Source organism: Micromonospora sp. KC723 (genome assembly GCF_004348595.1).
GTDB lineage: Bacteria > Actinomycetota > Actinomycetes > Mycobacteriales > Micromonosporaceae > Micromonospora.
The window spans coordinates 1-24,267 of record NZ_SMKD01000052.1 but is presented as its reverse complement, the minus strand read 5'-3'; the positions used below and the strand labels follow the sequence as shown (position 1 = coordinate 24,267).

The window sequence follows — 24,267 nt, the reverse complement described above, 5'->3', positions numbered from 1 at the left end:
GCCGAGGTCCGCTCACCGCGCCCTGGCAACCTCCGGCCGGTAGGCACATCCACCAGCTGTCCGGCGTGCCAGTGAACCTGCTTCCAGGAGGCTTCCCCCATGAGCGACCGTCCCCGGCTGCTCCCGCTGCTGGGCACCCCCCGGCACGGCAGCCGTGATGCGATGACCTGCCTGTACCGGTGCGGCAACGCCTGCGACCACCCCGTACCCAACACCTCCGACAACGCGTACTTCGGCGACATCGTCTCGGCGGAGGTCAGCCGGCGCGGCGTGGTACGGGCCGGCGCCGTCGGCGCCCTGGTGCTCGGCTTCGGCGCCGCCGGAGCGGCCGGCGGAACCCCCGCCACCGCCGCGCCCGCCACCCCGGTCGTGCCCGAGGTGACCGGCTTCGGCCGCCCCCGGCCGCCCGCCGGCACCGGGGCGCTGACCTTCAAGCCGATCCCGCCGAACAAACTCGACACCCTGGTCGTGCCGAACGGGTACGACCATTCGGTGGTCATCCGCTGGGGCGACCCGGTCGTCCCGGGGGCTCCCGGGTTCGACCTGCGCAACCAGACCGCCGCCGCCCAGTCCCGGCAGTTCGGCTACAACAACGACTTCGTCGGGGTGCTGCCACTGGACCGGCGTGGCCGGCGAGCGCTGCTCGTGGTGAACCACGAGTACACCAACGAAGACCTCATGTTCCCCGGCTTCACCAGCATGGACGCGCTCACGGTGGAGCAGCTGCGGGTCACCATGGCCGCGCACGGCATGTCCGTGGTGGAGCTGGAGCGGGTCGACGGCACCGGACAGTGGCGGCCGGTGACGCAGGGCCGCCGCCCGTACAACCGGCGGGTGACCGCGCTGGCCACGAAGTTCGAGCTGACCGGCCCGGCCGCCGGCTCCGCCTGGTTGCGTACCGCCGCCGACCCGAAGGGCCGTACGGTGGTCGGCACGTTGAACAACTGCGCCGGCGGTGTCACCCCGTGGGGCACGGTGCTCTCCGGCGAGGAGAACTTCAACCAGTACTTCGTCGGCGGCGACGCCGTGCCGGAGGAGCTCAAGCCGAAGCTCGCCCGGTACGGCATCACCACCACGGCCCGGTACCCGAGCGGCAGCCGCAAGTGGGAGCGGGCCGACGAGCGGTTCGACCTGGCGAAGCACCCGAACGAGGCAAACCGGTTCGGCTGGATCGTGGAGATCGACCCGTTCGACCCGGAGAGCCGCCCGCGTAAGCACACCGCGCTGGGTCGGTTCAAGCACGAGGGCGCCAACGTGATCGTGGCGAAGAACGGTCACGTGGTCGCCTACATGGGCGACGACGAGCGCTTCGACTACCTGTACAAGTTCGTCTCGGACAAGAAGTTCATGCCGGGTGGCTCGTGGGTGGCCCGCAAGCACAACCTGACGCTGCTGGAGTCCGGCACCCTCTACGTGGCGAGGATCGAGCAGACCAGCGCCGCCGAGATCGACGGCTCCGGCACGCTCCCCTCCGACGGCGCCTTCAACGGCCGGGGACGGTGGATCAGGCTGGTCAGCGGCAACCGCTCGTACGTCGACGGGATGACCGCCGCCGACGTGCTCACCTTCACCCGGCTCGCCGCGGACAAGGTCGGCGCGACCAAGATGGACCGGCCGGAGGACGTCGAGCCGAGCCTGCTCACCGGCAAGGTGTACGTGGCGCTGACCAACAACACCGACCGGGGCAAGCCCGGGAAGGCGCCGGCCGACGAGGCGAACCCGCGCAACCTCAACAAGCACGGCCAGATCCTGGAGCTGGTCGAGGACCGCGCGGACAACACCGCCGAGACCTTCGCCTGGTCGCTGCCGATCGTCGCGGGCGACCCCACCGACCCGTCGACCTACTTCGCCGGGTACGACAAGACGAAGGTCTCGCCGATCTCCTGCCCGGACAACGTCGCCTTCGACACCGCCGGCAACCTGTGGATCTCCACCGACGGCAACGCGCTGGGCAGCAACGACGGTCTCTTCGCCACCCCGGTGGAGGGGCCGGAGCGGGGCCACCTCAAGCAGTTCCTCACCGTGCCGATCGGCGCGGAGACCTGCGGCCCGTTCATCACCGAGGACAACCGTTCGGTCTTCGTGGCGGTGCAGCACCCCGGCGAGCTGACCGGGGCGACCGTGGAGCAGCCGGCGTCGACCTGGCCGGACGGTGACTACGCCAAGCCGGGCGTGGTGGTCGCGTGGCGGCTGGACGGCGGCCCGATCGGCAGCTGACGCTCCCCCTCCGGTGGCCCGGCGCTGGGCCACCGGCCGCAGGGCCCCGTTCTCCGCCCGGGACGGGGCCCTTCGGCATGCCGGGGCGGGCGTGGGGCCGGCGGAAGGTCAGCTGTCGGCGGCGATGATGTCGGCGACGGAGCGGGCGACGGTGAGCAGTTTCGCCCGGACCACCCGGGCGGAGGTCATCATCTCGCTGGCTGGCAACGCGCAGGCCAGTGCCACCCGGCGTTCGATGTCCTTGTCCGGAACGACCAGCACCGACGCGCAGGCCACCCCCTGCCGGAACTGTCCCAGCTCCAGCTGCATGCCACGGCGTTCCCCGGCGGCCAGGTCCGCCTCGAACGCCTCCGCGCTGGTCAGGGTGGCGGCAGTGAACGGGCGCATGCCGTACTCGCGCAGGTAGCGGATGCGCTGGTCGGGGGTGAGGGTGGCGAGCAGGCTCTTGCCGAGCGCGGTCGCGTGCGCGCCCTCGTCGAAGCCGGGGACCAGATCCTCCAGGTGCGGCGAGCGGACGCCCTCGGCGACCGCGGTGACCGCCACCTGGCCGCCCACGAAGCGGCCGAGGTAGTGGCTCCAGCCGGTGTCGGCGGCGGCGCGGCGCAGGGTCTCCCCGACCGCGGGCGGCCCCCGGAAGGCGGTGACCAGCTCCCGGTACCGGTCGGCCACCTCCAGCCCGACGATGTAGGTGCCGTCCTCCCGGCGGATCACGTAACCCTCGTACGCCAGCGTCCGGACCAGGTGGTAGGTGGTGGCCACGGTCAGCTCGCACCGCCGGGCGATCTGCTTGACGGTCAGCCCCTTCGGGGCGCGACCGACCGACTCGAGTACGCGTAGCGCGCGGGAGACGCTCCGGATGAGATCCGAAGGCTCCGCCAGGGGGTCGCGCACAACCACCTCCGCAGCCGGGGACTTACACCATATGAAAAAACGCCCAGGGACGGAACGCCCGTTCGGGTCGAGGATGCCAGATCAGCGCGTACGTGGCGGGTATCGCTCCGCCACGCCGGTACGTCGGAAAGCAGACTCACGTAGGTTGGCCGCACGATGACCGACACCGCCCTCACTCCCTCCCCGAGCCGGCCCGGGGCGCGCCCGCTGCGCGCCGGGGCCGGCGCCGTCGCCACCACCATCGCCTGCGTGCTGCCCGTGTTCCTGCTCGGCGGCCTCGCCGTGCAGATGGGCGACGACCTTCACTTCACCCCCGCCGGGCTGGGATTGGCCGTCGCGGTGTACTTCGGTGTGAGCGCGTTGGCCTCGATCCCGTCCGGGCACCTCGTCGAGCGGTACGGCCCGGTCACGGTGGCCCGCGCCGGCATCCTGCTCGCCGCCGCCTGCCTGCTCGCCATCGCGGTGCTGGCCCGCTCGTACCTGATGCTGGTGGCCCTGCTGGGGTTGAGCGCGGCGGCCAACGCGCTCGGTCAGCTCGCCAGCAACGCGGCGCTGGCCCGGCACGTCCCGGCCCGCCGCCAGGGCCTCTCGTTCGGCGTGAAGCAGGCCGCGATTCCCGCGTCCACCCTGCTGGCCGGCGCGGCGGTGCCCGCCATCGCGCTCACCGCGGGGTGGCGCTGGGCGTTCGTGGCCGCTTCCGTCGCCGCGCTGGCCACCCTGCCCGCCGTACCTCCGGGGGAGGCCCGGCCGACGTCGCGGGCCGCGCGGTCGCGCGGCGGACGGGCCACCACCGCCCTGGTGGTGGTGGGGATGGCCGCGACCCTGGCCGCAGGGGCCGCGAACGCGCTGGGCACCTTCCTGGTCGATTCGGCGGTGACCCGTGGCCTCGCGCCGGGGCTGGCCGGGCTGACCCTCACGCTGGGCAGCGCGGTCTGCGTGGCTGCCCGGGTGGGTGGCGGCTGGCTCGCCGACCGGCGTGCCGAGGGGCACGTCGCGCTGATCGCCGCGATGCTGGTGGTGGGTGCCGCCGGGCTGGGTCTGCTCGCGGTGGCCGGCACGCTGCCGCTGGTGGTGGGTGTGGTGCTCGGCTTCGGTCTGGGCTGGGCCTGGCCGGGGCTGATGAACTTCGCCGTGGTCAAGCTGCATCCGCAGGCCCCGGCCGCCGCCACCTCGATCACCCAGACCGGGGTGTACGCGGGCGGCTGCCTCGGCCCGCTCGGCCTGGGCGCGACCGCCGCCGCCTTCGGCTACCCGGTGATGTGGCTGGTTGCCGCCGTGTCCATGGTCGCCGCCGCCGCCCTCATGCTCACCGGCAGCCGCCTCCTCACCCACTGAGCACCTTGCCCCGACCCACTGAGCACCTTGCTCCGGGACGCTGCTGGACGGCGCGCGGGAGGAGGTGGGGTCAGCTGGTGCGGTCGGCGATGTGGTCGCAGAGCGATTCGAGGGCGCGGCGGGCCGGGTTCTGCGGGAGGGGGGCGAGCTGCGCCCGGGCGTCCTCGGCGTAGCTGCGTACCGTCTCCCGGGCCCGCTTCAGCGCGGGAGACTCGCGCAGCAGGTTGAGCGCCTCGGCGTGCAGCGCGTCGTCGACCAGCGGGCCGGTGGCCAGGATCTCCCGCAGCCGCACCGAGGCGGCGTCCGAGTCGTCGGCGGCCTGGGCGTACAGCACCGGCAGGGTCGGCACGCCCTCACGCAGGTCCGTGCCGGGTGTCTTGCCCGACTGCTGCGACTCGCTGGCGATGTCGAGCAGGTCGTCGGAGAGCTGGAAGGCCACCCCGATGGTTTCGCCGTAGCCCGCCAGGGCCTCAATGTGGGCGGCCGGCGCGCCACCGAACATGCCACCGAAACGGGCCGAGGTGGCGATCAGCGAACCGGTCTTCTCCGCGATCACGTTCAGGTAGTGGGCGACCGGATCCTCCCCGGCCCGGGGGCCGACGGTCTCGGCGATCTGGCCGTGGACCAGGCGGGCGAACGTGCGGGCCTGGAGCCGGACCGCCTCGGTGCCGAGGTCGGCGGCGAGGTCCGCGGCCCGGGCGAAGAGGTAGTCACCCACCAGGATGGCCACCGAGTTCGTCCAGCGGGAGTTGGCGCTCGGGGCGCCGCGCCGGACGGCCGCCTCGTCCATCACGTCGTCGTGGTAGAGCGTCGCCAGGTGGGTGAGCTCCATCACCACAGCGGCCGGGACCACCTGCGGGGCCCCCGCGTCACCGAACTGGGCGCCCAGCGCCACGAGCAGCGGCCGGAACCGCTTCCCGCCGGCCTCCACAAGGTGCCGCGCCGCCTCGGTGACGAACGGATCGGCGCTGGCCACGCTGGTTCGCAGCTCGGTCTCGACGGAGTCGAGCAGCCCCAGCACGGAGGCCTCCACACGCGGGTCGGCGAGATGGACGCCGAGCGCGCTGATCTGACCCGTGCCCGCCCGGCCCCGACGACCGCCGGAGCCGACGGCCTCTGAACGCTCGCCAGCCGGATTCACCACGCCTTCAACCATGCCACACCCGTTCGACCTGCTCCGGGGCGGGGGATACGGCCCGGGGCCGGTGCGCGGTCGCGCACCGGCCCCGGGACCGGGAGAAGACGGATCACCTGACGAACGTCGCGGCGTCTGTCGCCAGATCGAGCAGCGGCGCCGGCAGCACCCCGAGGACCAGGGTGGCCACCACACCGATCATGAGCGCGGTGGCGGTCAGCCCGCCCGGCACGGTGACGGTCGGGGTGGCGTCACCCGGCTCGGACAGCCACATCATCACCACGACCCGCAGGTACGGGAAGGCCAGCACCATGCTGGTCAGCACGCCGGCCACCACCAGCCACGCCTGGCCGTTCTCCAGCGCCGGGCCGAAGACCGCGAACTTGCTCATGAAGCCACTCGTCAGCGGGATACCGGCGAAGGCCAGCAGGATGAAGGTGAAGACGCCGGCGTAGAACGGCGAGCGGCGGCCCAGCCCGGCCCAGCGGGACAGGTGGGTGGCCTCGCCGTCCGCGTCCCGGACCAGGGTCACCACGGCGAACGCGGCCAGCACCGAGAACCCGTACGCGGCCAGGTAGAACATCGTGCCCGCGACGCCCTCGCCGGTCGGGGCGAGCACGCCCACCAGCAGATAGCCGGCGTTGGCGATCGACGAGTACGCCAGCAGCCGCTTGATGTCGGTCTGGGTGACCGCCAGCACCGCGCCGACCAGCATCGTCAGCACCGCCACCGCGCCGAGGATCGGGGTGAAGTCCCAGGCGGCGTCCGCGAACGCCACGTGGAACACCCGGAGCAGCGCACCGAAGGCGGCGACCTTGGTGCAGGCCGCCATGAAGGCGGTGACCGGCGTCGGGGCGCCCTGGTAGACGTCCGGCGTCCAGACGTGGAACGGCGCGGCGGCGGCCTTGAACAGCAGGCCGATGGCGAGCAGCGCCATGCCGGCGAAGAGCAGCACCGGGCTGGCCGGTGAGTCCTTCACCGCGGCGTGCACGGTGGCGAGGTCGACGCCGGCCGTCCGGTTCGGCATGCCGGCGGTGAAGCCGTAGACCAGCGCCACGCCGAACAGGAAGAACGCCGAGGCGTACGCGCCGAGCAGGAAGTACTTCATCGCCGCCTCCTGGCTCAGCAGCCGCCGGCGGCGGGCCAGCGCGCAGAGCAGGTAGAGCGGCAGCGAGAAGACCTCGAGCGCGATGAACATGGTCAGCAGGTCGTTGGCCGCCACGAAGATCAGCATGCCGCCGATCGCGAAGGTGGTCAGCGGGTAGACCTCGGTCGTCCCGTTACTCCCCTCGGCCTGCCGCCGGTCGTCGGCCGACTCGGCGGTTACCGCGGCCTGGGCGACGAACGCACCGCCGCGCTCCACCGAGCGCTCCCCGATCAGCAGCAGCGCCATGGCCGCGAGCACCAGGATGGCGCCCTGGAGGAACAGCGTGGGGCCGTCGACCGCGATCGCGCCACCGATGGTGACCAGTCGCTCGTCGGCGTTGAACACCACCATCACCAGTGCGCCGAGCACCGCCACCAGGGCGAGCGAGAGCTGCGTCAGGTGCCGGTGGCGGCGCGGCACGAACGCCTCCACCAGCACCCCGAGCAGAGCCACACCGAGCATGATCAGGATCGGGGAGAGCGCCGCGTAGTCGATCGACGGCAGTTTCAGCTCGGTCACTGGACTGACCTTTCGTTCGCGACCAACGCTTGCTGTGCTCGCGACTGCGGGGCTCGCTGGGCTCGCTCCCCGCGCTCGCGGTGCGGCTCACCCGCAGCCGCTCGTTCACTCCTCGCGCTCACCGGCTAGCCTCCTGGACGTTGCCGACCTCAGGAGCGGGATCGGACTTGCCGACGTCCTGCATGGTCGCCTGGACGGCGGGGTTGATGACATCGGTGACCGGCTTCGGGTAGAAGCCGAGCAGCACGATCAGGGCGATCAGCGGGGCGACCACGACCTTCTCCCGAAGGCTCAGGTCGCGGCGCATCGCCTCGACCGTGGCCAACTCCGGGTTGAGCGTGCCCTGCGTGGTGCGCTGCACCATCCACAGCACGTACGCGGCGGCCAGGATGATGCCGAGCGTGGCGATCACCGCGACCGGCTTGTTCACCGTGAACGTGCCGATCAGCACCAGGAACTCGGAGACGAACGGCGCGGTGCCGGGCAGGGCCAGGGAGGCCAGGCCGGCGAAGAAGAGCACTCCGGCCAGCAGCGGCACCAACTTGCCCGCCCCGCCGAAGTCCTTGATCAGGGCCGAGCCGCGGCGGGTGATCAGCATGCCCACCACCAGGAAGAGCAGGCCGGTGGCGAGCCCGTGGTTGAGCATGTAGAGCACCGCGCCGGTGCCGGCCTGGGTGGTGAAGGCGAAGATCCCGACACCGATGAAGCCGAAGTGCGCGATCGAGGTGTACGACACCAGTCGCTTCAGGTCGGACTGCCCCACCGCCAGCAGTGCCGCGTAGATGATGCCGATCAGGCCCAACGCCAGGGCCCACGGCGCGAACCACTTCGACGCCTCGGGGAACAGTGGCAGGCAGTACCGCAGGATGCCGAAGGTGCCGACCTTGTCCAGCACCCCGACCAGCAGCGCGGCGGCCCCGGCGGGGGCGGCCCCACCGGCGTCCGGCAGCCAGGTGTGGAACGGGAAGAACGGCGCCTTGATGGCGAAGGCGAGGAAGAAGCCGAGGAACAGCCAACGTTCGGTGCCGGTGGAGATGTCCACCTGGGTCAGCGCCTGCCAGTCGAAGGTCTTCCCGCCGACGACCCAGAGGCCGATCACCGCGGCCAGCATGAACAGACCGCCGACCAGCGAGTAGAGGAAGAACTTCACCGCCGCGTACTGCCGCTGGTGGCCGCCGTAGCTGCCGATCAGGAAGTACATCGGCACCAGCATGACCTCGAAGAACACGTAGAACAGGAAGACGTCGGCGGCGGCGAAGACGCCGATCATCGTGCATTCGAGGACGAGCAGCAGGGCGAAGTAGACCGGCACCGACCGCTTCGACGACTCCGCGTCGTGCCAGGACGCCAGGATCACCAGCGGTACCAGCACCGCGATCAACATCAGCATGACCAGCGCGATGCCGTCCGCGGCGAAGGTGAAGCTGACGCCCCAGGTCGGGATCCACGGGTACGACTCGCGGAACTGCAACCGGTCGCCGCCGACCTGGAACGACACCCACATGACCACCGAGAGCGCCAGCACCAGCAGTGACCAGCCGAGGGCCACCTGCTTGGCCAGCTCGGGCCGCCGCCGGGGCAGGAAGGCCACCACCAGCGCGCCGACCAGCGGCGCCACGGTGAGCACCGAGAGGAACGGGAAGTCGGACATTATTCGGCCTTACCTCCGTCGTCACTGCGCGGACCGCCGACGACGGCCGCCTGAAGGTCGATCACGCCAACCACCCCGCCTGCACGGCCAGGAACGCCGCCACCACCAGCAGCGCGCCGGTGAGGATGGACGTCGCGTACGACCGGACGAAGCCGGTCTGCAACCGGCGGAGCCGGCCGGAGCCGCCACCGACCGCCGCGGCCAGGCCGTTGACCAGCCCGTCGACGCCCCGGTTGTCCAGGAAGACCAGCGCCCGGGTGAGGAAGATGCCGGGCTTCTCGAAGACCGCCTCGTTGAAGGCGTCGGTGTACAGGTTGCGCCGGGCCGCGGTGACCAGCACCCCGGCCGGCTGCGGCTCGGTGGCCGTGCCGGCCCGGAACAACATCCAGGCCAGCCCCGCACCGAGCACCGTGACCAGCAGCGAGAGCACGGTGATGACGGCGTGCGACAGGACCGCCTCGTGCCCCTCCTCCTGGCCGCCCAGGCCGGCGGTCGCGGTCAGCCAGTCCGGTACCGACGTGGCGAGCAGGAAACCGGCGCCGACCGAACCGATCGCCAGCAGGACCAGCGGGATGGTCATCAGCTTCGGCGACTCGTGCGGATGCGTGATGTCCTCGGTCCAGCGCTTCGGGCCGTGGAAGGTGAGCACGAACAGCCGGGTCATGTAGAAGGCGGTCAACCCCGCGCCGAGCAGCGCCGCGCCGCCGAAGAGCCAGGCCGTCCAGCCCTCCCGCTCGAACGCGGCCACGATGATCGGCTCCTTGGAGAAGAAGCCGGAGAAGGGGAACATGCCGATGATGGCCAGCCAGCCCATCATGAACGTGATCCAGGTGACCTTCATGTGCTTCGACAGGCCGCCGAAGCGGCGGATGTCGACCTGGTCGTTCATCCCGTGCATGACCGAGCCGGCGCCGAGGAACATGTTGGCCTTGAAGAAGCCGTGCGCCAGCAGGTGCACGATGGCCAGCGCGTACGCCGCGCCGCCCAGGCCGACGCCGAGGAACATGTAACCGATCTGGCTCACCGTCGACCAGGCCAGCACCCGCTTGATGTCGTCCTTGGCGGCGCCGATGAGGCAGCCCATCAGCAGGGTGACCGCGCCGACACTGACCACGACCAGTTGGAGAGTGGCGTTGGCCGAGAAGATCGGGTTCGAGCGGGCGATCAGGTAGACGCCGGCGGTGACCATGGTGGCGGCGTGGATGAGCGCCGACACCGGGGTCGGGCCCTCCATCGCGTCCGGCAACCACGCCTGGAGCGGGAACTGGCCGGACTTGCCGGCCGCGCCGAGCAACAGCAGCAGGCCCAGCACCAGCACGGTGCCGCCGGCCAGCCCGCCGACGCCGTTGAAGACCTCGTCGTACTGGGTGGTGCCGAGGGTGGCGAACATGATGAAGATGCCGATCGCCAGGCCGGCGTCGCCGACCCGGTTCATCAGGAACGCCTTCTTGCCGGCGGTGGCCGCGCTCGGCCGCCCGTACCAGAAGGAGATCAGCAGGTACGACGCGAGCCCGACGCCCTCCCAGCCGAAGTAGAGCATCACGTAGTTGTTGCCGAGCACCAGCAGCAGCATCGCGGCGACGAACAGGTTGAAGTACGCGAAGAACCGCCGCCGGCCCTCGTCGTGCGCCATGTACTCGACCGCGTAGAGGTGGATCAGGAAGCCCACCCCGGTGATCAGCAGGACGAAGACCGCGGCCAGCGGGTCGAAGAGCAGGCCGAAGTCCACCCTCAGGTGACCGACCGTGATGAAGTCCCAGAGACTCAGCTCGACGGACTTGTTCTCCAGGCCGCGCAGCTGGAGGAACGAGCCGAGCCCGAGCACGAAGGCGACGCCGATCGCGGCCACGCCGAGCCAGTGCCCCCAGCGGTCGGCCCGCCGGCCGAGCAGCAGCAGGATGGCCGCGCTGGCCAGCGGGATCGCCACCAGCAGCCAGACGCTGCTCAGCAGGCCGCCGGCCGGCGCGTAGGCGACGGCGCCGGCCGGCTCTGCCTGGGCGTACGTCAGAATCTCATCCACCGCAGGGCCCCTCTAGTACTTCAGCAGGTTGGCGTCGTCGACGCTCGCCGAGCGCCGGGTCCGGAAGATCGACATGATGATGGCGAGCCCGACCACGACCTCGGCGGCGGCCACCACCATCACGAAGAACGCCATGATCTGGCCGTTGAGGTCACCGTTGATCCGGCTGAAGGTGACCAGCGTCAGGTTCGCCGCGTTGAGCATCAGCTCGACGCACATGAACAGCACGATCGCGTTGCGCCGGACCAGCACGCCGACGGCGCCGATGGTGAAGAGCACCGCCGCGAGGATGAGGTAGTAGTCGGGGGTCATCCTTGAGCCAGCCTTTCGTTCGCGACTGCGGGGCTCGCAAGCTCACTCCTCGCGCTCACCAGAGCCAGCCTTTCGTTCGCGACTGCGGGGCTCGCAAGCTCACTCCTCGCGCTCACCAGAGCCACCCTTTCGTTCGCGACTGCGGGGCTCCGCTCCGCTGCACTCCTCGCGCTCACCGGTCCGTCCCCTTCGGCGAGGTCTCCTCGGCGGTCAGCTCCCGCACCGGCAGGATCGCCGGGGTGCTGCGCTCGCTCAGCCGGCCGTCGGGCAGGCGGGCCGGGGTGGCCACCGAGGACGAGGTGGCGAAGACACCGGGGCCGGGCTTCGGGCCCGGGTAGTTGCCGGGGCGGAACCGGGCCTTCATGGTGGCGACCTGGTCCATCCGGTCCTCCCGACGCCGCTCGATGTGCGCCAGCACCATCGCGCCGACGGCCGCCGTGATCAGCAGCGCCGAGGTCAGCTCGAAGGCGAAGACGTACTTGGTGAAGAGCAGCCGCGCGATGCCCTGCACGTTCCCCTCGGCGTTGGCCTGCTCCAGGCCCACCCCGGCGGTCCCGCCGAGCGCCCGGTGCAGGCCCGTGCCGATCAGGCCGGCGAAGCCGAGGCCCAGCACCACCGCGGCGATCCGCTGGCCGCGCAGCGTCTCGATGAGGGAGTCGGAGGCGTCCCGACCGACCAGCATCAGCACGAAGAGGAAGAGCATCATGATCGCGCCGGTGTAGACGATGATCTGCACCATGCCGATGAACGGGCCGGCCTGGAGCACGTAGAACACGCCCAGGCAGAGCATGGTCAACACCAGCCAGAGCGCCGAGTGCACGGCGTTGCGGGCCCACACCATGCCGATCGCGCCGATCAGTGCCAGCGGGGCGAGGACCCAGAAGGTGACCTCCTCACCCCCGGACACCTCGCCCGCCGCGGCGAGCACCGTCTGCGTGGTCATGCTCCTGCTCCCTTGCCCGCCTCGGCCCGCTGGGCGTGCTGCTCGGCACCGGGGAAGGCCACCCCCGGGTGCTCCTCCAGCTGGTAGCGGCCCGGGTTGTTGGCGGAGCGCTCGGCCCCGGCCGAGGTGCCCGGGTTGTCCAGCGCGCCGACGTAGTAGTCCTTCTCGCTGTCACCCAGCCGCATCGGGTGCGGCGGCTGCTCCATGCCCGGCAGCAGCGGCGCGAGCAGCTGCTCCTTGGTGAAGATCAGGTCCTGCCGGTTGTCCCGGGCCAGCTCGTACTCGTTGCTCATGGTGAGCGACCGGGTCGGGCAGGCCTCGATGCAGAGCCCGCAGAAGATGCACCGGGCGTAGTTGATCTGGTAGACGCTGGCGTACCGCTCACCCGGCGAGAAGCGCTGCTCGTCGGTGTTGTCGCCACCCTCGACAAAGATCGCGTCCGCCGGGCAGGCCCAGGCGCACAGCTCGCAGCCGATGCACTTCTCCAGGCCGTCCGGATGCCGGTTCAGGATGTGCCGGCCGTGGTAACGCGGCGCCGAGACCGGCGGCTTGAACGGGTAGTCGGTGGTGACGACCTTCCTGAACATGTGCGAGAAGGTGACCCCGAAGCCCTTGAACGTTCCGGTGATCGTGCCCACGTCACACCTCCCTGGAGTCCGAGCCGGCGGCGATGTTGGCCGGCTCCCGCTCGGCGACCACGCGCTTGGTGCGCGGGCTCGGTGGTACCTGAAGATCCAGCGGGGGTAGCGGGAAGCTGCCCGGCGGACGGTTGTCGACCTGTTCCTGGAGGGTCGGCTTCGGCTTCGGCTGCCGGCTGGGCCAGAGGATCGTGGCCAGCAGCAGCACACCAGCGCCGATGGCGGTGGCGAGCAGCCGGTCCCGCGACTGCCAGTCCTCGATCGAACGCAGGCCGGCCAGGATCAGGATCCAGGTCAGGTTGATCGGCAGCAGGACCTTCCAGCCCAGGCGCATGAACTGGTCGTACCGGAGCCGGGGCAGGGTGCCCCGGAGCCAGACGAAGACGAAGACGAGGATCAGCACCTTGCCGAAGAACCACAGCATCGGCCACCAGCCGGAGTTGGCCCCCGCCCAGACGGTGGTGATCGGGGCCGGAGCCCGCCAACCACCGAGGAACAGCGTCGTGGTCACCGCGGACATGGTCACCATCGCGACGTACTCGGAGAGCATGAAGAGCGCGAACTTCAGCGAGCTGTACTCGGTCATGAAGCCCGCCACCAGCTCCGACTCCGCCTCCGGCAGGTCGAACGGCGCCCGGTTGGTCTCACCCACGATGGCGATGAAGAAGATGATGAAGCTGGGCAGCAGCAGGATCGCGTACCAGCCGGGGGCCGGGACCTCGACGCCACCGAGGCTCAGCTTCGTGCCGCTCGCCTGGGCGGCGACGATCCCGCTGGTGGACATCGTGCCGGCGGTCATGAAGACCGCCACGATGCTCAACCCCATCGCGACCTCGTACGAGATCATCTGGGCGCTGGAGCGGAGACCGCCGAGCAGCGGGTAGGTCGAACCGGAGGCCCAACCACCGAGCACGACGCCGTAGACGGCCAGCGAGGAACAGGCCAGCAGCACCAGCACCGCGACCGGCACGTCGGTGACCTGCAACGGGGTCCGGTGACCGAAGATGCTCACCATCGGCCCGAACGGGATCACCGACAGGGCGGTGACCGCGCAGACCACCGAGATGACCGGCGCGAAAAAGTAGACTACCTTGTCCGCGGCCCGCGGGAGGATGTCCTCCTTGAAGGCCATCTTCAGGCCGTCGGCGAGCGTCTGCAGCAGGCCGAACGGGCCGACCTGGTTCGGGCCGGGCCGGACCTGCATGTAGCCGACCACCCGCCGCTCGAACCAGACGCCGAGCAGCGTGGCCAGCAGGCCGAAGACGAAGGCGAACAAGATCTTGCCGAGGACCAGCCACCACGGGTCCCGGCCGAAGTCGGCCAGCGTCGGATCCTGCGCGAGGAGGACGGTCACCGTGCCCACCTTTCGTTCGCGACTGCGGGGCTGCCGGTCTCGTCCGCGGCGACCCGTTCCGCCGGGATGGCCGGGACGGTGGCCGCGGAGATCCGTACGACCGTGCCGGACGTCGCGCCGAGACTGCGCCGTACGGTCGAGCCGGGTGAGTTGGTCGGCAGCCAGACGACGCCGTCCGGCATCTCGGTGATCAGCGCCGGCAGGGTCACCGCTCCCCGGTCGGTGCCCACCGTCACCGGGTCGCCGTCGGCGACGCCGAGCGCCTCGGCGGTGCCCTTGCCGAGCCGGACCACCGGTGGGCGGGCGGTGCCGGCGAGGTGCTCGTCGCCGTCGGTGAGGCTGCCCAGGTCGATGAGCTGGTGCCAGGTGGCCAGCACGGCCTCGCCGGCGCCGGGCTGCGGCACCGCCGCCGCCGCGACGGACGGCGCGGCCGGGCGGGTCACTCGGGTCGGCGGCAGTCCGCCCAGCTCACGGCGGATGCTCGGCACGTCACCGGTGCCGAGCCGGACGTCGAGCTGCGCGGCGAGCGCGTCGAGCACCCGGCCGTCGGTCAGCGCGCCGGTGTGCAGCACCTCCTCGAAGGTGCGCAGCCGGCCCTCCCAGTCCAGGAAGCTGCCGGCCTTCTCGACCACCGGGGCGACCGGGAACACGACGTCCGCGCGGCGGGCCACCGCCGAGTTGCGCAGCTCCAGGCTGACCAGGAACGGCACCGCGTCGAGGGCCTGCTCGGCCAGGCGGGGGTCGGCCAGGTCGGCGGGGTCCACGCCGGCCACCACCAGGGCGCCGATCCGGCCGTCGGCCGCCGCGGCGAGGATCTGGTCGGTGTCCCGACCGGCCTGGCTGGGAATGGTTCCGGCCGGGATGTCCCAGGCCTCGCCGAGCTCGGCGCGGGCGGCGGGTTCGGTCACCTGCCGCCCGCCGGGCAGCAGGTTGGGCAGGCAGCCGGCGTCGACCGCGCCGCGGTCACCGGCACGCCGCGGCACCCAGGCCAGCTTCGCGCCGGTACGCCGGGCCACGTCCGCGGCGGCGGAGAGACCGCCCGGCACGCTGGCCAGCCGCTCGCCGACGAAGAGAATCGCCCCTTCGGTGCTGAGCGCCTCGGCCACCGTGTCGTGCTCGGCGAGCACGCTCGCCTCCTCGCCCGGCACCACCCGGGCCAGCTTGGCGCCGAGCTTTTCCAGGCCACGGGTGGCGAACGGGGCGATAGCGTAGACCGTCAGCTTCTTCTTGAGGTACGCCTTGCGCAGCCGCAGGAAGAGGATCGGGCACTCCTCCTCCGGCTCCAGGCCGACCAGCACCACCGCGGACGCCTTCTCCACGTCGGCGTAGGTCACCTCGGTGGCCCCGGCGACGGTGCTGGCCAGGAAGTCTGCCTCCTCGCGGGAGACCGGCCGGGCGCGGAAGTCGATGTCGTTGGTGTGCAGGACGATCCGGGCGAACTTCGCGTACGCGTAGGCGTCCTCGACGGTCAGCCGGCCACCGGTCAACACCGCCGCGCCCTGCCCGCCGTCGCGGGCGGCGCGCAGCCCCTCGGCGGCCCGGGTCAGTGCCTCGCTCCAGGACGCCTCGCGCAGCTCGCCGCCGCGCTCGTCGCGGACCAGCGGGGTGGTGAGCCGGTCGACGGCACGGGTGTACTGGAAGCCCCACCGTCCCTTGTCGCAGTTCCACTCCTCGTTGACCTGCGGGTCGTCGCCGGCCAGCCGGCGCAGCACCTTGCCCCGCCGCCAGTCGGTGCGCATGCCGCAGCCGGCCGAGCAGTGCTCGCAGACGCTGGGGCTGGAGACCAGGTCGAACGGGCGGGCCCGGAACCGGTACTGGGCACCGGTCAGCGCGCCCACCGGGCAGATCTGCACGGTGTTGCCGGAGAAGTACGAGTTGAACGGGACGTCGCCGTTGTCCTCCCCGGGCTCCGCCCCGTACGCGTCGTCCCGGTAGATGTTGATCTCCTCGGCGGACGAGCGGCCCATCAGGTCGATGAACTTGTCGCCGGCGATCTCCTCGGAGAACCGGGTGCAGCGCTGGCAGAGCACGCACCGCTCGCGGTCGAGCAGCACCTGCGTGCTGATCTCCAGCGGCTTCTCGTACTCCCGCTTGTGCTCGTGGAACCGGGAGTCGGTGCGGCCGGTGGACATGGCCTGGTTCTGCAGCGGGCACTCGCCACCCTTGTCACACATGGGGCAGTCGAGCGGGTGGTTGAGCAGCAGCAGCTCCATGACCCCCTCCTGCGCCTTCTTGGCGACCGGAGAGGTGAGCTGGGTACGGACCACCATCCCGTCGGCGACCGTCTGGGTGCAGGAGGCGACCGGCTTGCGCTGGCCCTCCACCTCGACCAGGCACTGACGGCAGGCGCCCGCCGGGGCCAGCAGCGGGTGGTCACAGAACCGGGGGATCTCCGTGCCCAACTGCTCGGCGACCCGGATCAGCAGCGCCCCCTTCGGGGCGGTGACCTCGACGCCGTCGATGGTGAGCGTGACCGTCTCGGTCTGCTTCGCTACGTCGGTCATTAGTGGGCTCCCACCAGCTGCTTGTCGGAGAGCTTCGGTGCGGTACGTCCCTCGATGTAGTCGAGGTAGTCCTGCTTGAAGTACTTCAGCGACGAGGTCACCGAGCTGGTCGCACCGTCACCCAGGCCGCAGAACGAACGGCCGAGGATGTTGTCGCAGGTGTCGAGCAGGGTGTCCAGGTCCTCGTGGGTGCCCTGGCCGGCGAGGATGCGCCGGTAGACCCGGACCATCCAGTAGTTGCCCTCCCGGCACGGGGTGCACTTGCCGCACGACTCGTGGTGGTAGAACTCCAGCCACCGGTAGGTCGCGTACACGGGGCAGTCCCGGTCGGAGAAGATCTGGGTGGCCGTGGTGCCCAGGATCGAACCGGCCGCCGCCACCCCCTCGAAGTCCAGCGGCACGTCCAGGTGATCGGCGGTGAGCAGCGGGGTCGACGAGCCGCCCGGGGTCCAGAACCGCAGGTTGTGCCCGGGCTGCATGCCTCCGGCCAGCTCGATCAGCTCGCGCAGGGTGATGCCCATCGAGCACTCGTACTGGCCCGGGTGCGCGATCCGGCCGGAGAGCGAGTAGATCATCGGGCCGGCGGACTTCTCGGTGCCCATGGTCTTCCACCACTCGGCGCCGCCGAGCACGATGTACGGCACGCTGGCGATGGTGCCGACGTTGTTGACCACCGTCGGGCTGGCGTACAGGCCGTGGGTCGCCGGGAACGGCGGGCGCAGCCGGGGCTGGCCCCGGAAGCCCTCCAGCGAGTCCAGCAGCGCGGTCTCCTCGCCGCAGATGTACGCCCCGGCGCCCGAGTGCACCACCAGGTCGAGGTCGAACTTCGAGCCCAGGATGTTCTTGCCGAGGTAACCCTTGGCGTACGCCTCCCGCACGGCGTTGCGCAGCCGCCGCGCGGCGTGCACCGCCTCGCCCCGGATGTAGATGTAGGCGCGGTTGGCCCGGATCGCGTACGACGCGATGATCACGCCCTCGACCAGCGAGTGCGGGTCGTGCGTCATGAGCGGCAGGTCCTTGCAGGTGCCCGGCTCGCCCTCGTCGGCGTTGACCACCAGGTAGTGCGGCCTGCCGTCGCCCTGCGGGATGAAACCCCACTTCAGGCCGGTCGGGAAACCCGCGCCGCCCCGGCCCCGCAGGCCGGAGTCCTTGATCAGCTGGATCAGGTCGTCCGGGTGGGCCTTGACGGCCTTACGCAGCGCGGCGTAGCCGTCGAGCTTCTCGTAGGTGCCAATCCGCCAGGCGTCCGGCGAGAGCCAGCGCTTGGTCAGCACCGGCGTCAGCTTGGCCAGCGTCTCCGGCCGGGGAGCGGTCACTTCTGGACCCCCGTTTCGCTCGCGACGGCGGAACCCGCGCCGTTGGCGCCCGCCCCTGCCTCGGCTTCTGAGAGGTTGCGCTGCTGCGCCCCGGCCTCGTCGCCGGCGGGCTTGCCGTCCCCGGCGGGCGCGTTGGCGGCGACCCCGGCGGCCTCCGCCTCCCGCGCGTCGCGGGGCGCCGGCGGGGTGGTGTCCACCGGAACCGTGGTGCCGGGCGCGTCGGGCACCGCGGTCGAGGCGTCGGGCTGTCGGGTCTCGGCCGCCCGGATCTCGGGCGACTTGTCGTCCGGCGCCTTGACGTCCGGCGCGGTGCTGCCGGTGGCCCGCTCCGGGCGTGCCGGTTCGCCAACGCCCGCGTTGCCGGCCGGTGCCGGCACGGGCTTCGCGGCCTCGGCCTTCGCCTCGGCGGCGGCCCTGTCGGCCTCGGCCTTGCTGCGGATCGGGGTGTTCGGGTCGAAGCCGGGCACCGAGATGCCGTGCTGCTCGGCCAGGCGCAGACCCCGCAGGGTCGGCTCCCCGGGCCCGCCGTCGGCGACCGCACCCTCCCGCTCGTCGGCGAAGCCGGCGAGTTGCACGGCCATCTCCCTGAGAGTGCAGAGTCGGGCGCCCCGGGTCGGCATCGGCCGGCCGCCGGCGCGCAGCTCGTCGACCACGCCGAGCGCGGTCTGCGGGTCGACACCGTCGAAGAAGTCGTAGTTGACCGTCATGACCGGCCCGTAGTCGCAGGCCGCCAGGCACTCGGCGTGCTCCAGGGTGATCTTGCCGTCGGCGGTGGTCTCGTCGTGCCCCACCCCGAGGTGCTCGGCGAGGGTGTCGTAGACCTCCTGGCCGCCGAGCACGTTGCACATGGTGTTGGTGCAGACGCTGACCAGGTAGTCACCGGTCGGGCGGCGCTTGTACATGGTGTAGAAGGTGGCGACCGCGCCGACCTGCGCCTTGTTCAGGCCGAGCACCTCGGCGCAGAACTCCACGCCGGCCGGGGAGACGTACCCCTCCTCGGACTGCACCAGGTGCAGCAGCGGCAGCAGCGCCGACCGGGACCGGTCGGCCGGGTACCGCGCGATGATCTCCCGCGCCCGCTCGCGCGTCGCGTCAGTGAAAACACTCATCGGTCACAACCACCCATCACGGGGTCCAGCGAGGCGCCACCGGCGATCACGTCGGCGATCAGGCCGCCCTCGGCCATCGCCGGGAGGGCCTGGAGGTTGACGAAGCTCGGCTCCCGGTAGTGCACCCGGTAGGGCCGGGTGCCGCCGTCGGAGACCGCGTGCACGCCCAGCTCGCCGCGGGGCGACTCGATGCCGACGTACACCTGGCCCGGTGGCACCCGGAAGCCCTCGGTGACCAGCTTGAAGTGGTGGATCAGCGACTCCATCGACTGACCCATGATCTTCGCGACGTGCTCCAGCGAGTTGCCCATGCCGTCGACGCCGATGGCGAGCTGGGCCGGCCAGGCGATCTTCTTGTCCGCCACCATCACCGGGCCCGGCCGCAACCGGTCCAGCGCCTGCTCGACCAGCTTCAGCGACTCCCGGATCTCGGCGAGCCGGACCAGGTAGCGGCCCCAGACGTCGCCGTCGGTGTGGGTCGGCACGTCGAACTCGTACGTCTCGTAGCCGCAGTACGGCATGGTCTTGCGCAGGTCCCAGGCGAGGCCGGCGGAGCGGAGCACCGGGCCGGTCACCCCGAGCGCGAGGCAGGCGGTCACGTCCAGCACCGCGACGTGCTGGGTCCGCTCGGTCCAGATCGGCTGGCCGGAGAGCAGGTCCTCGTACTCCTTGAGCTTCTTCGGCATCATGGTGAGAAACTCGCGGATCTTGACGATCGCCTCGTCCGGCACGTCCTGCGCCACGCCGCCCGGCCGGACGTACGCGTGGTTCATCCGCAGGCCCGTGATCATCTCGAAGATCTCGAGGATGTACTCCCGCTCGCGGAAGCCGTACAGCATGATCGAGATCGCGCCCAGTTCCATGCCGGTGGTGGCCAACCACACCAGGTGCGAGGAGATCCGGTTCAGCTCCATCATCAGCACCCGGATGGTGTTGGCCCGCTCGGTCACCTCGTCGGTGATGCCGAGCAGCTTCTCCACCGCCAGCGCGTACGCCGTCTCGTTGAACAGCGGGGCGAGGTAGTCCATCCGGGTCACGAACGTCGAGCCCTGGACCCAGTTGCGGTACTCCAGGTTCTTCTCGATGCCGGTGTGCAGGTAGCCGACGACCGAGCGGGCCTCGCGGACGGTCTCGCCCTCCAGCTCCAGGATCAGCCGGAGCACGCCGTGCGTGGACGGGTGCTGCGGACCCATGTTGACCACGATCCGCTCGTCGTTGATCGGGTCGGTGCCGGAGACGACCTCGTCCCAGTCCCCACCCGTGACGGTGAAGACCTTGCCCTCGGTGGTCTCGCGCTCGGTGGCGTAGTTCGACGTCGTCACTGGTACGACCTCCGTCGGTCCGGCGGTGGGATCTCCGCGCCCTTGTACTCGACGGGCACGCCGCCGAGCGGGTAGTCCTTACGCTGCGGGTGCCCCTCCCAGTCGTCCGGCATGAGGATCCGGGTCAGGTTGGGGTGGCCGTCGAAGACGATGCCGAACATGTCGTACGTCTCCCGCTCCTGCCAGTCGGCGGTCGGGTAGACGGCCGTGACGCTCGGCAGGTGCGGGTGCTCGGCGGAGACGGCGGCCTCCAGCCGGACCCGGCGCCGGTACGTCATCGAGGTGAGCTGGTAGACCACGTGCAGCCGACGCTCGTCGGCGCCCAGGTAGTCCACCCCGGAGACCGAGGAGCAGAGCTCGAAGCGGAGCGCCAGGTCGTCGCGCATCACCTGGCAGACCTCGGCGATGCGCTCCGGGCGGACGTGCAGGGTCAACTCGCCCCGGTCCACGACGACCTTCTCGATCGCGTCGCCGAAGGCCGGGTACGCCTCCTCCAGCGCGTCGCGGACCTCGTCGAAGTAGCCGCCGTACGGCCGGGGCGTCTCCTCGATCGGCTTGCGCTGGCGGACCAGGCCGCCGAACCCGGAAACGTCGCCGGTGCCGTGGATGCCGAACATGCCCCGACCGGCCGGGCTGGACGGCGGGTGCTCGGCCGGGGCGCCGCTGCTGGCACCGGCCGGCGTCACCGGTACCGGCACGCCCCCGTTGTCGTTCCTGTCGTTGGGCGCGGTCACCGTTCCTGCCTTCCGTTCGCGACTGCGAAGACCTTCACTCGCGACTGCGGGGCTCGCTGCGCTCGCTCCTCGCGCTCGCGGCTGGGGCTCCGCTCCGCTGCACTCCTCGCGCTCACTTCTGGACGCCCCCGTGCTGGTGCAGGTGGTTCTGGGCCTTCATCCAGTTCTCGATCCGCAACTGCTCCTCGCGCCCCTCGCGGACGGCCTTCGTCCACTCGGCACGCCGGGCCTTGTCGTTGCGGTACGACGACGGCATCGAGCCGTACGGCACCACGGGCACGTCGCCGCGCTCCTTGCGGGCCTCCAGCATCTTGCGGCCGTTCGCGCCCAGCGGCTCGTGCATGATCTTCTCGCGGAGCTTGAGGATCGCGTCGATGAGCATCTCGGGGCGGGGCGGGCAGCCCGGAAGGTACATGTCGACCGGCACCACGTGGTCGACGCCCTGGACGATCGCGTAGTTGTTGAACATGCCGCCGCTGCTGGCGCAGACCCCCATGGAGAGCACCCAGCGGGGCTCCGCCATCTGGTCGTAGATCTGCCGCAGCACCGGGGCCATCTTCTGACTCACCCGGCCCGCAACGATCATCAGGTCGGCCTGGCGTGGCGAGGCACGGAACACCTCCATGCCCCAGCGACCCATGTCGTAGTGCGGGCCACCCGCGGCCATCATCTCGATGGCGCAGCAGGCCAGGCCGAAGGTGGCGCCCCAGACGGACGACTTCCGCGACCAGTTGACCAGCTTCTCCACGGAGGTGAGCAGGACGCCGGCGGGGAGCTTCTCCTCGATGCCCATCTGACGTACCTCCCTCAGTCCCAGTCCAGCCCGCCGCGCCGCCACACGTAGGCGTACGCGACGAAGACCGCGACGATGAACAGGACCATCTCCACGAAGCCGAAGATCGGCAGGGCGTCGAAGGAGACCGCCCACGGGTAGAGGAAGATGATCTCGATGTCGAAGACGATGAAGAGCATCGCCGTCAGGTAGAACTTGATCGGAAACCGTCCGCCGCCCACCGGCTGGGGGCTCGGCTCGATGCCGCACTCGTACGCCTCGAGCTTGGCCTTGTTGAAGCGCCGGGGACCGGCGAAGCGGGCGGCGGCCACGGAGAACAGCGCGAACCCCGCGGCGAGGGCGAACAGCCCGATGATCGGTGCGTACGGCGAGAGCGACATCTCTTCTCCTGCTCGTCCTTCCCCTGCCCCTGGTGCTTGGCGAAAATCACACTATTCGCGCCCCTCGTGACCTGCGTCAGCGGGGGTCGATCTCTGTCCGCGCCCGGGCCGACGCCGGCCACACGGGCATGGTCGTCGCTACACGGCCGGCGCCGCCTTCGTCATCGCGTTGATGACCCGGTCCATCGCGTCCCCACCACGCGGGTCGGTCAGGTTCGCCAGCAGCTTCAGCACGAACCGCATCAACGTCGGGTGCGGCATGCCGTACCGGGTCGCCATCCGCATCACCTCCGGGCGGCCGATCAGCTTGACGAAGACGCCGCCGAGTCGGTAGTAGCCGCCGAAGCGGGCCTTCAGCTCCTGCGGGTACGCCAGCAGCGCCCGCTCCCGGTCGGCGCCGACCGGCCGGGCGAGCGCCTGGACGGCGATCTCCGCGGCCAGTTCGCCGGACTCCATCGCGTACGCGATGCCCTCGCCGTTGAACGGGTTGACCATGCCGCCGGAGTCACCGACCAGCATCACGCCGCGGGTGTAGTGGGGGACCCGGTTGAAACCCATCGGCAGCGCCGCGCCGAGGATCGGCCCCTCGGCGTTCGTCTCGTCGGTCATCCCCCAGTCCTCGGGGGTGTTGGCCAGCCAGTCGGTGAGCAGCTTGCGGTAGTTCGTCTTCCCGAAGGCCGACGACGAGTTGAGAATGCCGAGGCCGACGTTGACCCGGCCGTCACCGAGACCGAAGATCCAGCCGTAGCCGGGCAGCAGCGTGTCGCTGCCCTTGGCCCGCAGCTCCAGCCAGGACTCCAGGTAGTCGTCGTCGTGCCGGGCGGGCGAGCGGTAGTAGCGGCGCACGGCCACCCCGATCGGCCGGTCCTCCCGCTTGGCCAGCCCGAGGGCGAGCGGGAAGCGGCCGGAGACGCCGTCCGCGGCGACGACCAGCGGGGCGTGGAGGGTGGCCGGCTCCTTGTCCGGACCGACCTCGGCCTGCACGCCGATCACCCGGCCGTCGGCGGCGAGCACCGGGCCCAGCACGTTGACGCCGGTGCGCAGCTTCGCCCCGGCCGCGACCGCGCGCTGGGCGAGCAGGTCGTCGAAGTCCAGCCGGGTACGGACCAGGCCGTAGTTGGGGAAGCTGGCCAGGTCGGGCCAGTCCAGTTCCAGACGTACCCCGCCGCCGATCACCCGCAGGCCCCTGTTGTGCAGCCAGCCGGCGTCGGGCGAGGTGTCCACGCCCATCCGGACGAGCTGCCGCACGGCACGGGGCGTGAGCCCGTCACCGCAGACCTTCTCCCGGGGGAACTCCGTCTTCTCCAGCAGCAGCACGCGTACGCCGTGCCGCGCCAGGTGGTACGCCGTCGCCGATCCTCCGGGACCGGCGCCCACGACGATGACGTCGGCGTCGTTCTCCACCGCGGTCATCTGCGCCTCCTCCCGCATGCTCGTGAAATGGTTCACAAGCCGATCGGGTTGGAGTCTATGACCGGGGTTACACCGGGAGCGCGTGAGGGGTACCTAACTTTTCGGAAACAGTCCCGGTGGAGGCGCGTCGACGGGTGGGGCCGGGGCTCAGCGCGGTCCCGGGGTGCCGCTGTCCAGCCCGGTGTCGGCCCGGATCGCCTCCGGCAGGTGTTCCCGGAGCGCGCCACCGGCCACCCGGTCGAGCGCCGTCAGGACCTCGGCGACGACCTGGCGCACCTCGGCCGGATCCGCGCCGGCCAGTTCCCTGAGCTGCGCGACCAGTTCGGCGGCGTCGTCCTCGGCGGCCACGTCCGCGGGCTCGGCTCCCCTCATGCAGGGCAGCCTACTCGGCCCGATCAGCACAAAACGGATATTCGCGAAACGGATGGTGACCCGACCGGCCCACACCGACGAGGCTCTGGTCGGAGACGCGTGACGGCGACCCCCGCCCGGCCAGGTGGCGCGCACCTGGGAGGCGGTCGACCGGCTCGACCC

Annotated in this window: 20 protein-coding genes; 2 read left to right on the top strand and 18 right to left on the bottom strand. The window is 71.1% G+C overall.

Translation table 11 applies throughout. From position 1 onward, the window contains the following. The first annotated feature begins 99 nt into the window (after positions 1 to 99). Complete coding sequence (locus E1165_RS14105; protein WP_132391566.1) at positions 100 to 2,217, top strand: PhoX family phosphatase; 2,118 nt, start codon at positions 100 to 102, stop codon at positions 2,215 to 2,217. A gap of 108 nt (positions 2,218 to 2,325) precedes the next feature. Here E1165_RS14105 and E1165_RS14100 read toward each other — a convergent pair whose 3' ends face one another. Beyond that, complete coding sequence (locus E1165_RS14100) at positions 2,326 to 3,108, bottom strand: IclR family transcriptional regulator (protein ID WP_132391564.1); 783 nt, start codon at positions 3,106 to 3,108, stop codon at positions 2,326 to 2,328. A gap of 156 nt (positions 3,109 to 3,264) precedes the next feature. Here E1165_RS14100 and E1165_RS14095 point away from each other — a divergent pair, with 156 nt between their 5' ends. Continuing rightward, a complete protein-coding gene (locus E1165_RS14095; RefSeq protein ID WP_132391562.1) occupies positions 3,265 to 4,443 on the top strand; it encodes an MFS transporter in 1,179 nt (392 codons plus the stop codon). A 70-nt stretch (positions 4,444 to 4,513) separates the two neighbouring features. Here E1165_RS14095 and E1165_RS14090 read toward each other — a convergent pair whose 3' ends face one another. The 17 genes from E1165_RS14090 to E1165_RS14010 form a co-directional block, all read right to left on the bottom strand. Then, the gene (locus E1165_RS14090; protein WP_132391560.1) at positions 4,514 to 5,599 is read right to left on the bottom strand and encodes a polyprenyl synthetase family protein; all 1,086 of its coding nucleotides are present in this window, start codon (positions 5,597 to 5,599) and stop codon (positions 4,514 to 4,516) included. A 91-nt stretch (positions 5,600 to 5,690) separates the two neighbouring features. Beyond that, complete coding sequence (gene nuoN / locus E1165_RS14085) at positions 5,691 to 7,244, bottom strand: NADH-quinone oxidoreductase subunit NuoN (protein ID WP_132391558.1); 1,554 nt, start codon at positions 7,242 to 7,244, stop codon at positions 5,691 to 5,693. A gap of 118 nt (positions 7,245 to 7,362) precedes the next feature. Then, positions 7,363 to 8,895: an NADH-quinone oxidoreductase subunit M gene (locus tag E1165_RS14080; RefSeq protein ID WP_132391556.1), complete on the bottom strand. Its 1,533-nt coding sequence runs from the start codon at positions 8,893 to 8,895 to the stop codon at positions 7,363 to 7,365. 61 nt (positions 8,896 to 8,956) lie between these two features. Continuing rightward, positions 8,957 to 10,915: an NADH-quinone oxidoreductase subunit L gene (gene nuoL, locus E1165_RS14075; RefSeq protein WP_132391554.1), complete on the bottom strand. Its 1,959-nt coding sequence runs from the start codon at positions 10,913 to 10,915 to the stop codon at positions 8,957 to 8,959. Positions 10,916 to 10,927: 12 nt separating this feature from the next. Beyond that, positions 10,928 to 11,227, bottom strand: a complete 300-nt coding sequence (gene nuoK / locus E1165_RS14070; RefSeq protein ID WP_088959269.1) for an NADH-quinone oxidoreductase subunit NuoK — start codon at positions 11,225 to 11,227, stop codon at positions 10,928 to 10,930. Positions 11,228 to 11,399: 172 nt separating this feature from the next. Further along, positions 11,400 to 12,170, bottom strand: a complete 771-nt coding sequence (locus E1165_RS14065; protein ID WP_132391552.1) for an NADH-quinone oxidoreductase subunit J — start codon at positions 12,168 to 12,170, stop codon at positions 11,400 to 11,402. Next, positions 12,167 to 12,808: an NADH-quinone oxidoreductase subunit NuoI gene (nuoI, locus tag E1165_RS14060; protein ID WP_132391550.1), complete on the bottom strand. Its 642-nt coding sequence runs from the start codon at positions 12,806 to 12,808 to the stop codon at positions 12,167 to 12,169. The genes E1165_RS14065 and nuoI overlap by 4 nt, the downstream gene beginning before the upstream one ends. A gap of 1 nt (position 12,809) precedes the next feature. Continuing rightward, a complete protein-coding gene (gene nuoH / locus E1165_RS14055; RefSeq protein WP_132391548.1) occupies positions 12,810 to 14,162 on the bottom strand; it encodes an NADH-quinone oxidoreductase subunit NuoH in 1,353 nt (450 codons plus the stop codon). Next, entirely contained in the window at positions 14,159 to 16,666 is a 2,508-nt protein-coding gene (locus E1165_RS14050) for an NADH-quinone oxidoreductase subunit G (protein ID WP_132391546.1), read from the bottom strand. The genes nuoH and E1165_RS14050 overlap by 4 nt, the downstream gene beginning before the upstream one ends. Next, positions 16,666 to 17,982 carry an NADH-quinone oxidoreductase subunit NuoF gene (gene nuoF, locus E1165_RS14045; protein WP_132391544.1) on the bottom strand — a complete coding sequence of 439 codons (1,317 nt, stop codon included), beginning with the start codon at positions 17,980 to 17,982 and terminating at the stop codon, positions 16,666 to 16,668. Before nuoF ends, E1165_RS14050 begins: the two co-directional genes overlap by 1 nt. Continuing rightward, the gene (gene nuoE / locus E1165_RS14040) at positions 17,979 to 19,091 is read right to left on the bottom strand and encodes an NADH-quinone oxidoreductase subunit NuoE (protein ID WP_132391542.1); all 1,113 of its coding nucleotides are present in this window, start codon (positions 19,089 to 19,091) and stop codon (positions 17,979 to 17,981) included. Before nuoE ends, nuoF begins: the two co-directional genes overlap by 4 nt. Beyond that, positions 19,088 to 20,413: an NADH-quinone oxidoreductase subunit D gene (locus E1165_RS14035; RefSeq protein ID WP_132391540.1), complete on the bottom strand. Its 1,326-nt coding sequence runs from the start codon at positions 20,411 to 20,413 to the stop codon at positions 19,088 to 19,090. The genes nuoE and E1165_RS14035 overlap by 4 nt, the downstream gene beginning before the upstream one ends. Beyond that, on the bottom strand, positions 20,410 to 21,147 hold the full coding sequence (locus E1165_RS14030) for an NADH-quinone oxidoreductase subunit C (RefSeq protein ID WP_132391538.1): 738 nt from the start codon (positions 21,145 to 21,147) through the stop codon (positions 20,410 to 20,412). Before E1165_RS14030 ends, E1165_RS14035 begins: the two co-directional genes overlap by 4 nt. A gap of 112 nt (positions 21,148 to 21,259) precedes the next feature. Continuing rightward, a complete protein-coding gene (locus E1165_RS14025) occupies positions 21,260 to 21,940 on the bottom strand; it encodes an NADH-quinone oxidoreductase subunit B family protein (protein WP_132391536.1) in 681 nt (226 codons plus the stop codon). Positions 21,941 to 21,954: 14 nt separating this feature from the next. Then, on the bottom strand, positions 21,955 to 22,320 hold the full coding sequence (locus tag E1165_RS14020; protein WP_132391534.1) for an NADH-quinone oxidoreductase subunit A: 366 nt from the start codon (positions 22,318 to 22,320) through the stop codon (positions 21,955 to 21,957). 138 nt (positions 22,321 to 22,458) lie between these two features. Continuing rightward, positions 22,459 to 23,733, bottom strand: a complete 1,275-nt coding sequence (locus tag E1165_RS14015; RefSeq protein WP_132391532.1) for a geranylgeranyl reductase family protein — start codon at positions 23,731 to 23,733, stop codon at positions 22,459 to 22,461. Between the two features lie 147 nt (positions 23,734 to 23,880). Further along, positions 23,881 to 24,105, bottom strand: coding sequence for a hypothetical protein (locus E1165_RS14010; protein WP_132391530.1), 225 nt, complete (start codon positions 24,103 to 24,105; stop codon positions 23,881 to 23,883). Positions 24,106 to 24,267 lie beyond the last annotated feature (162 nt).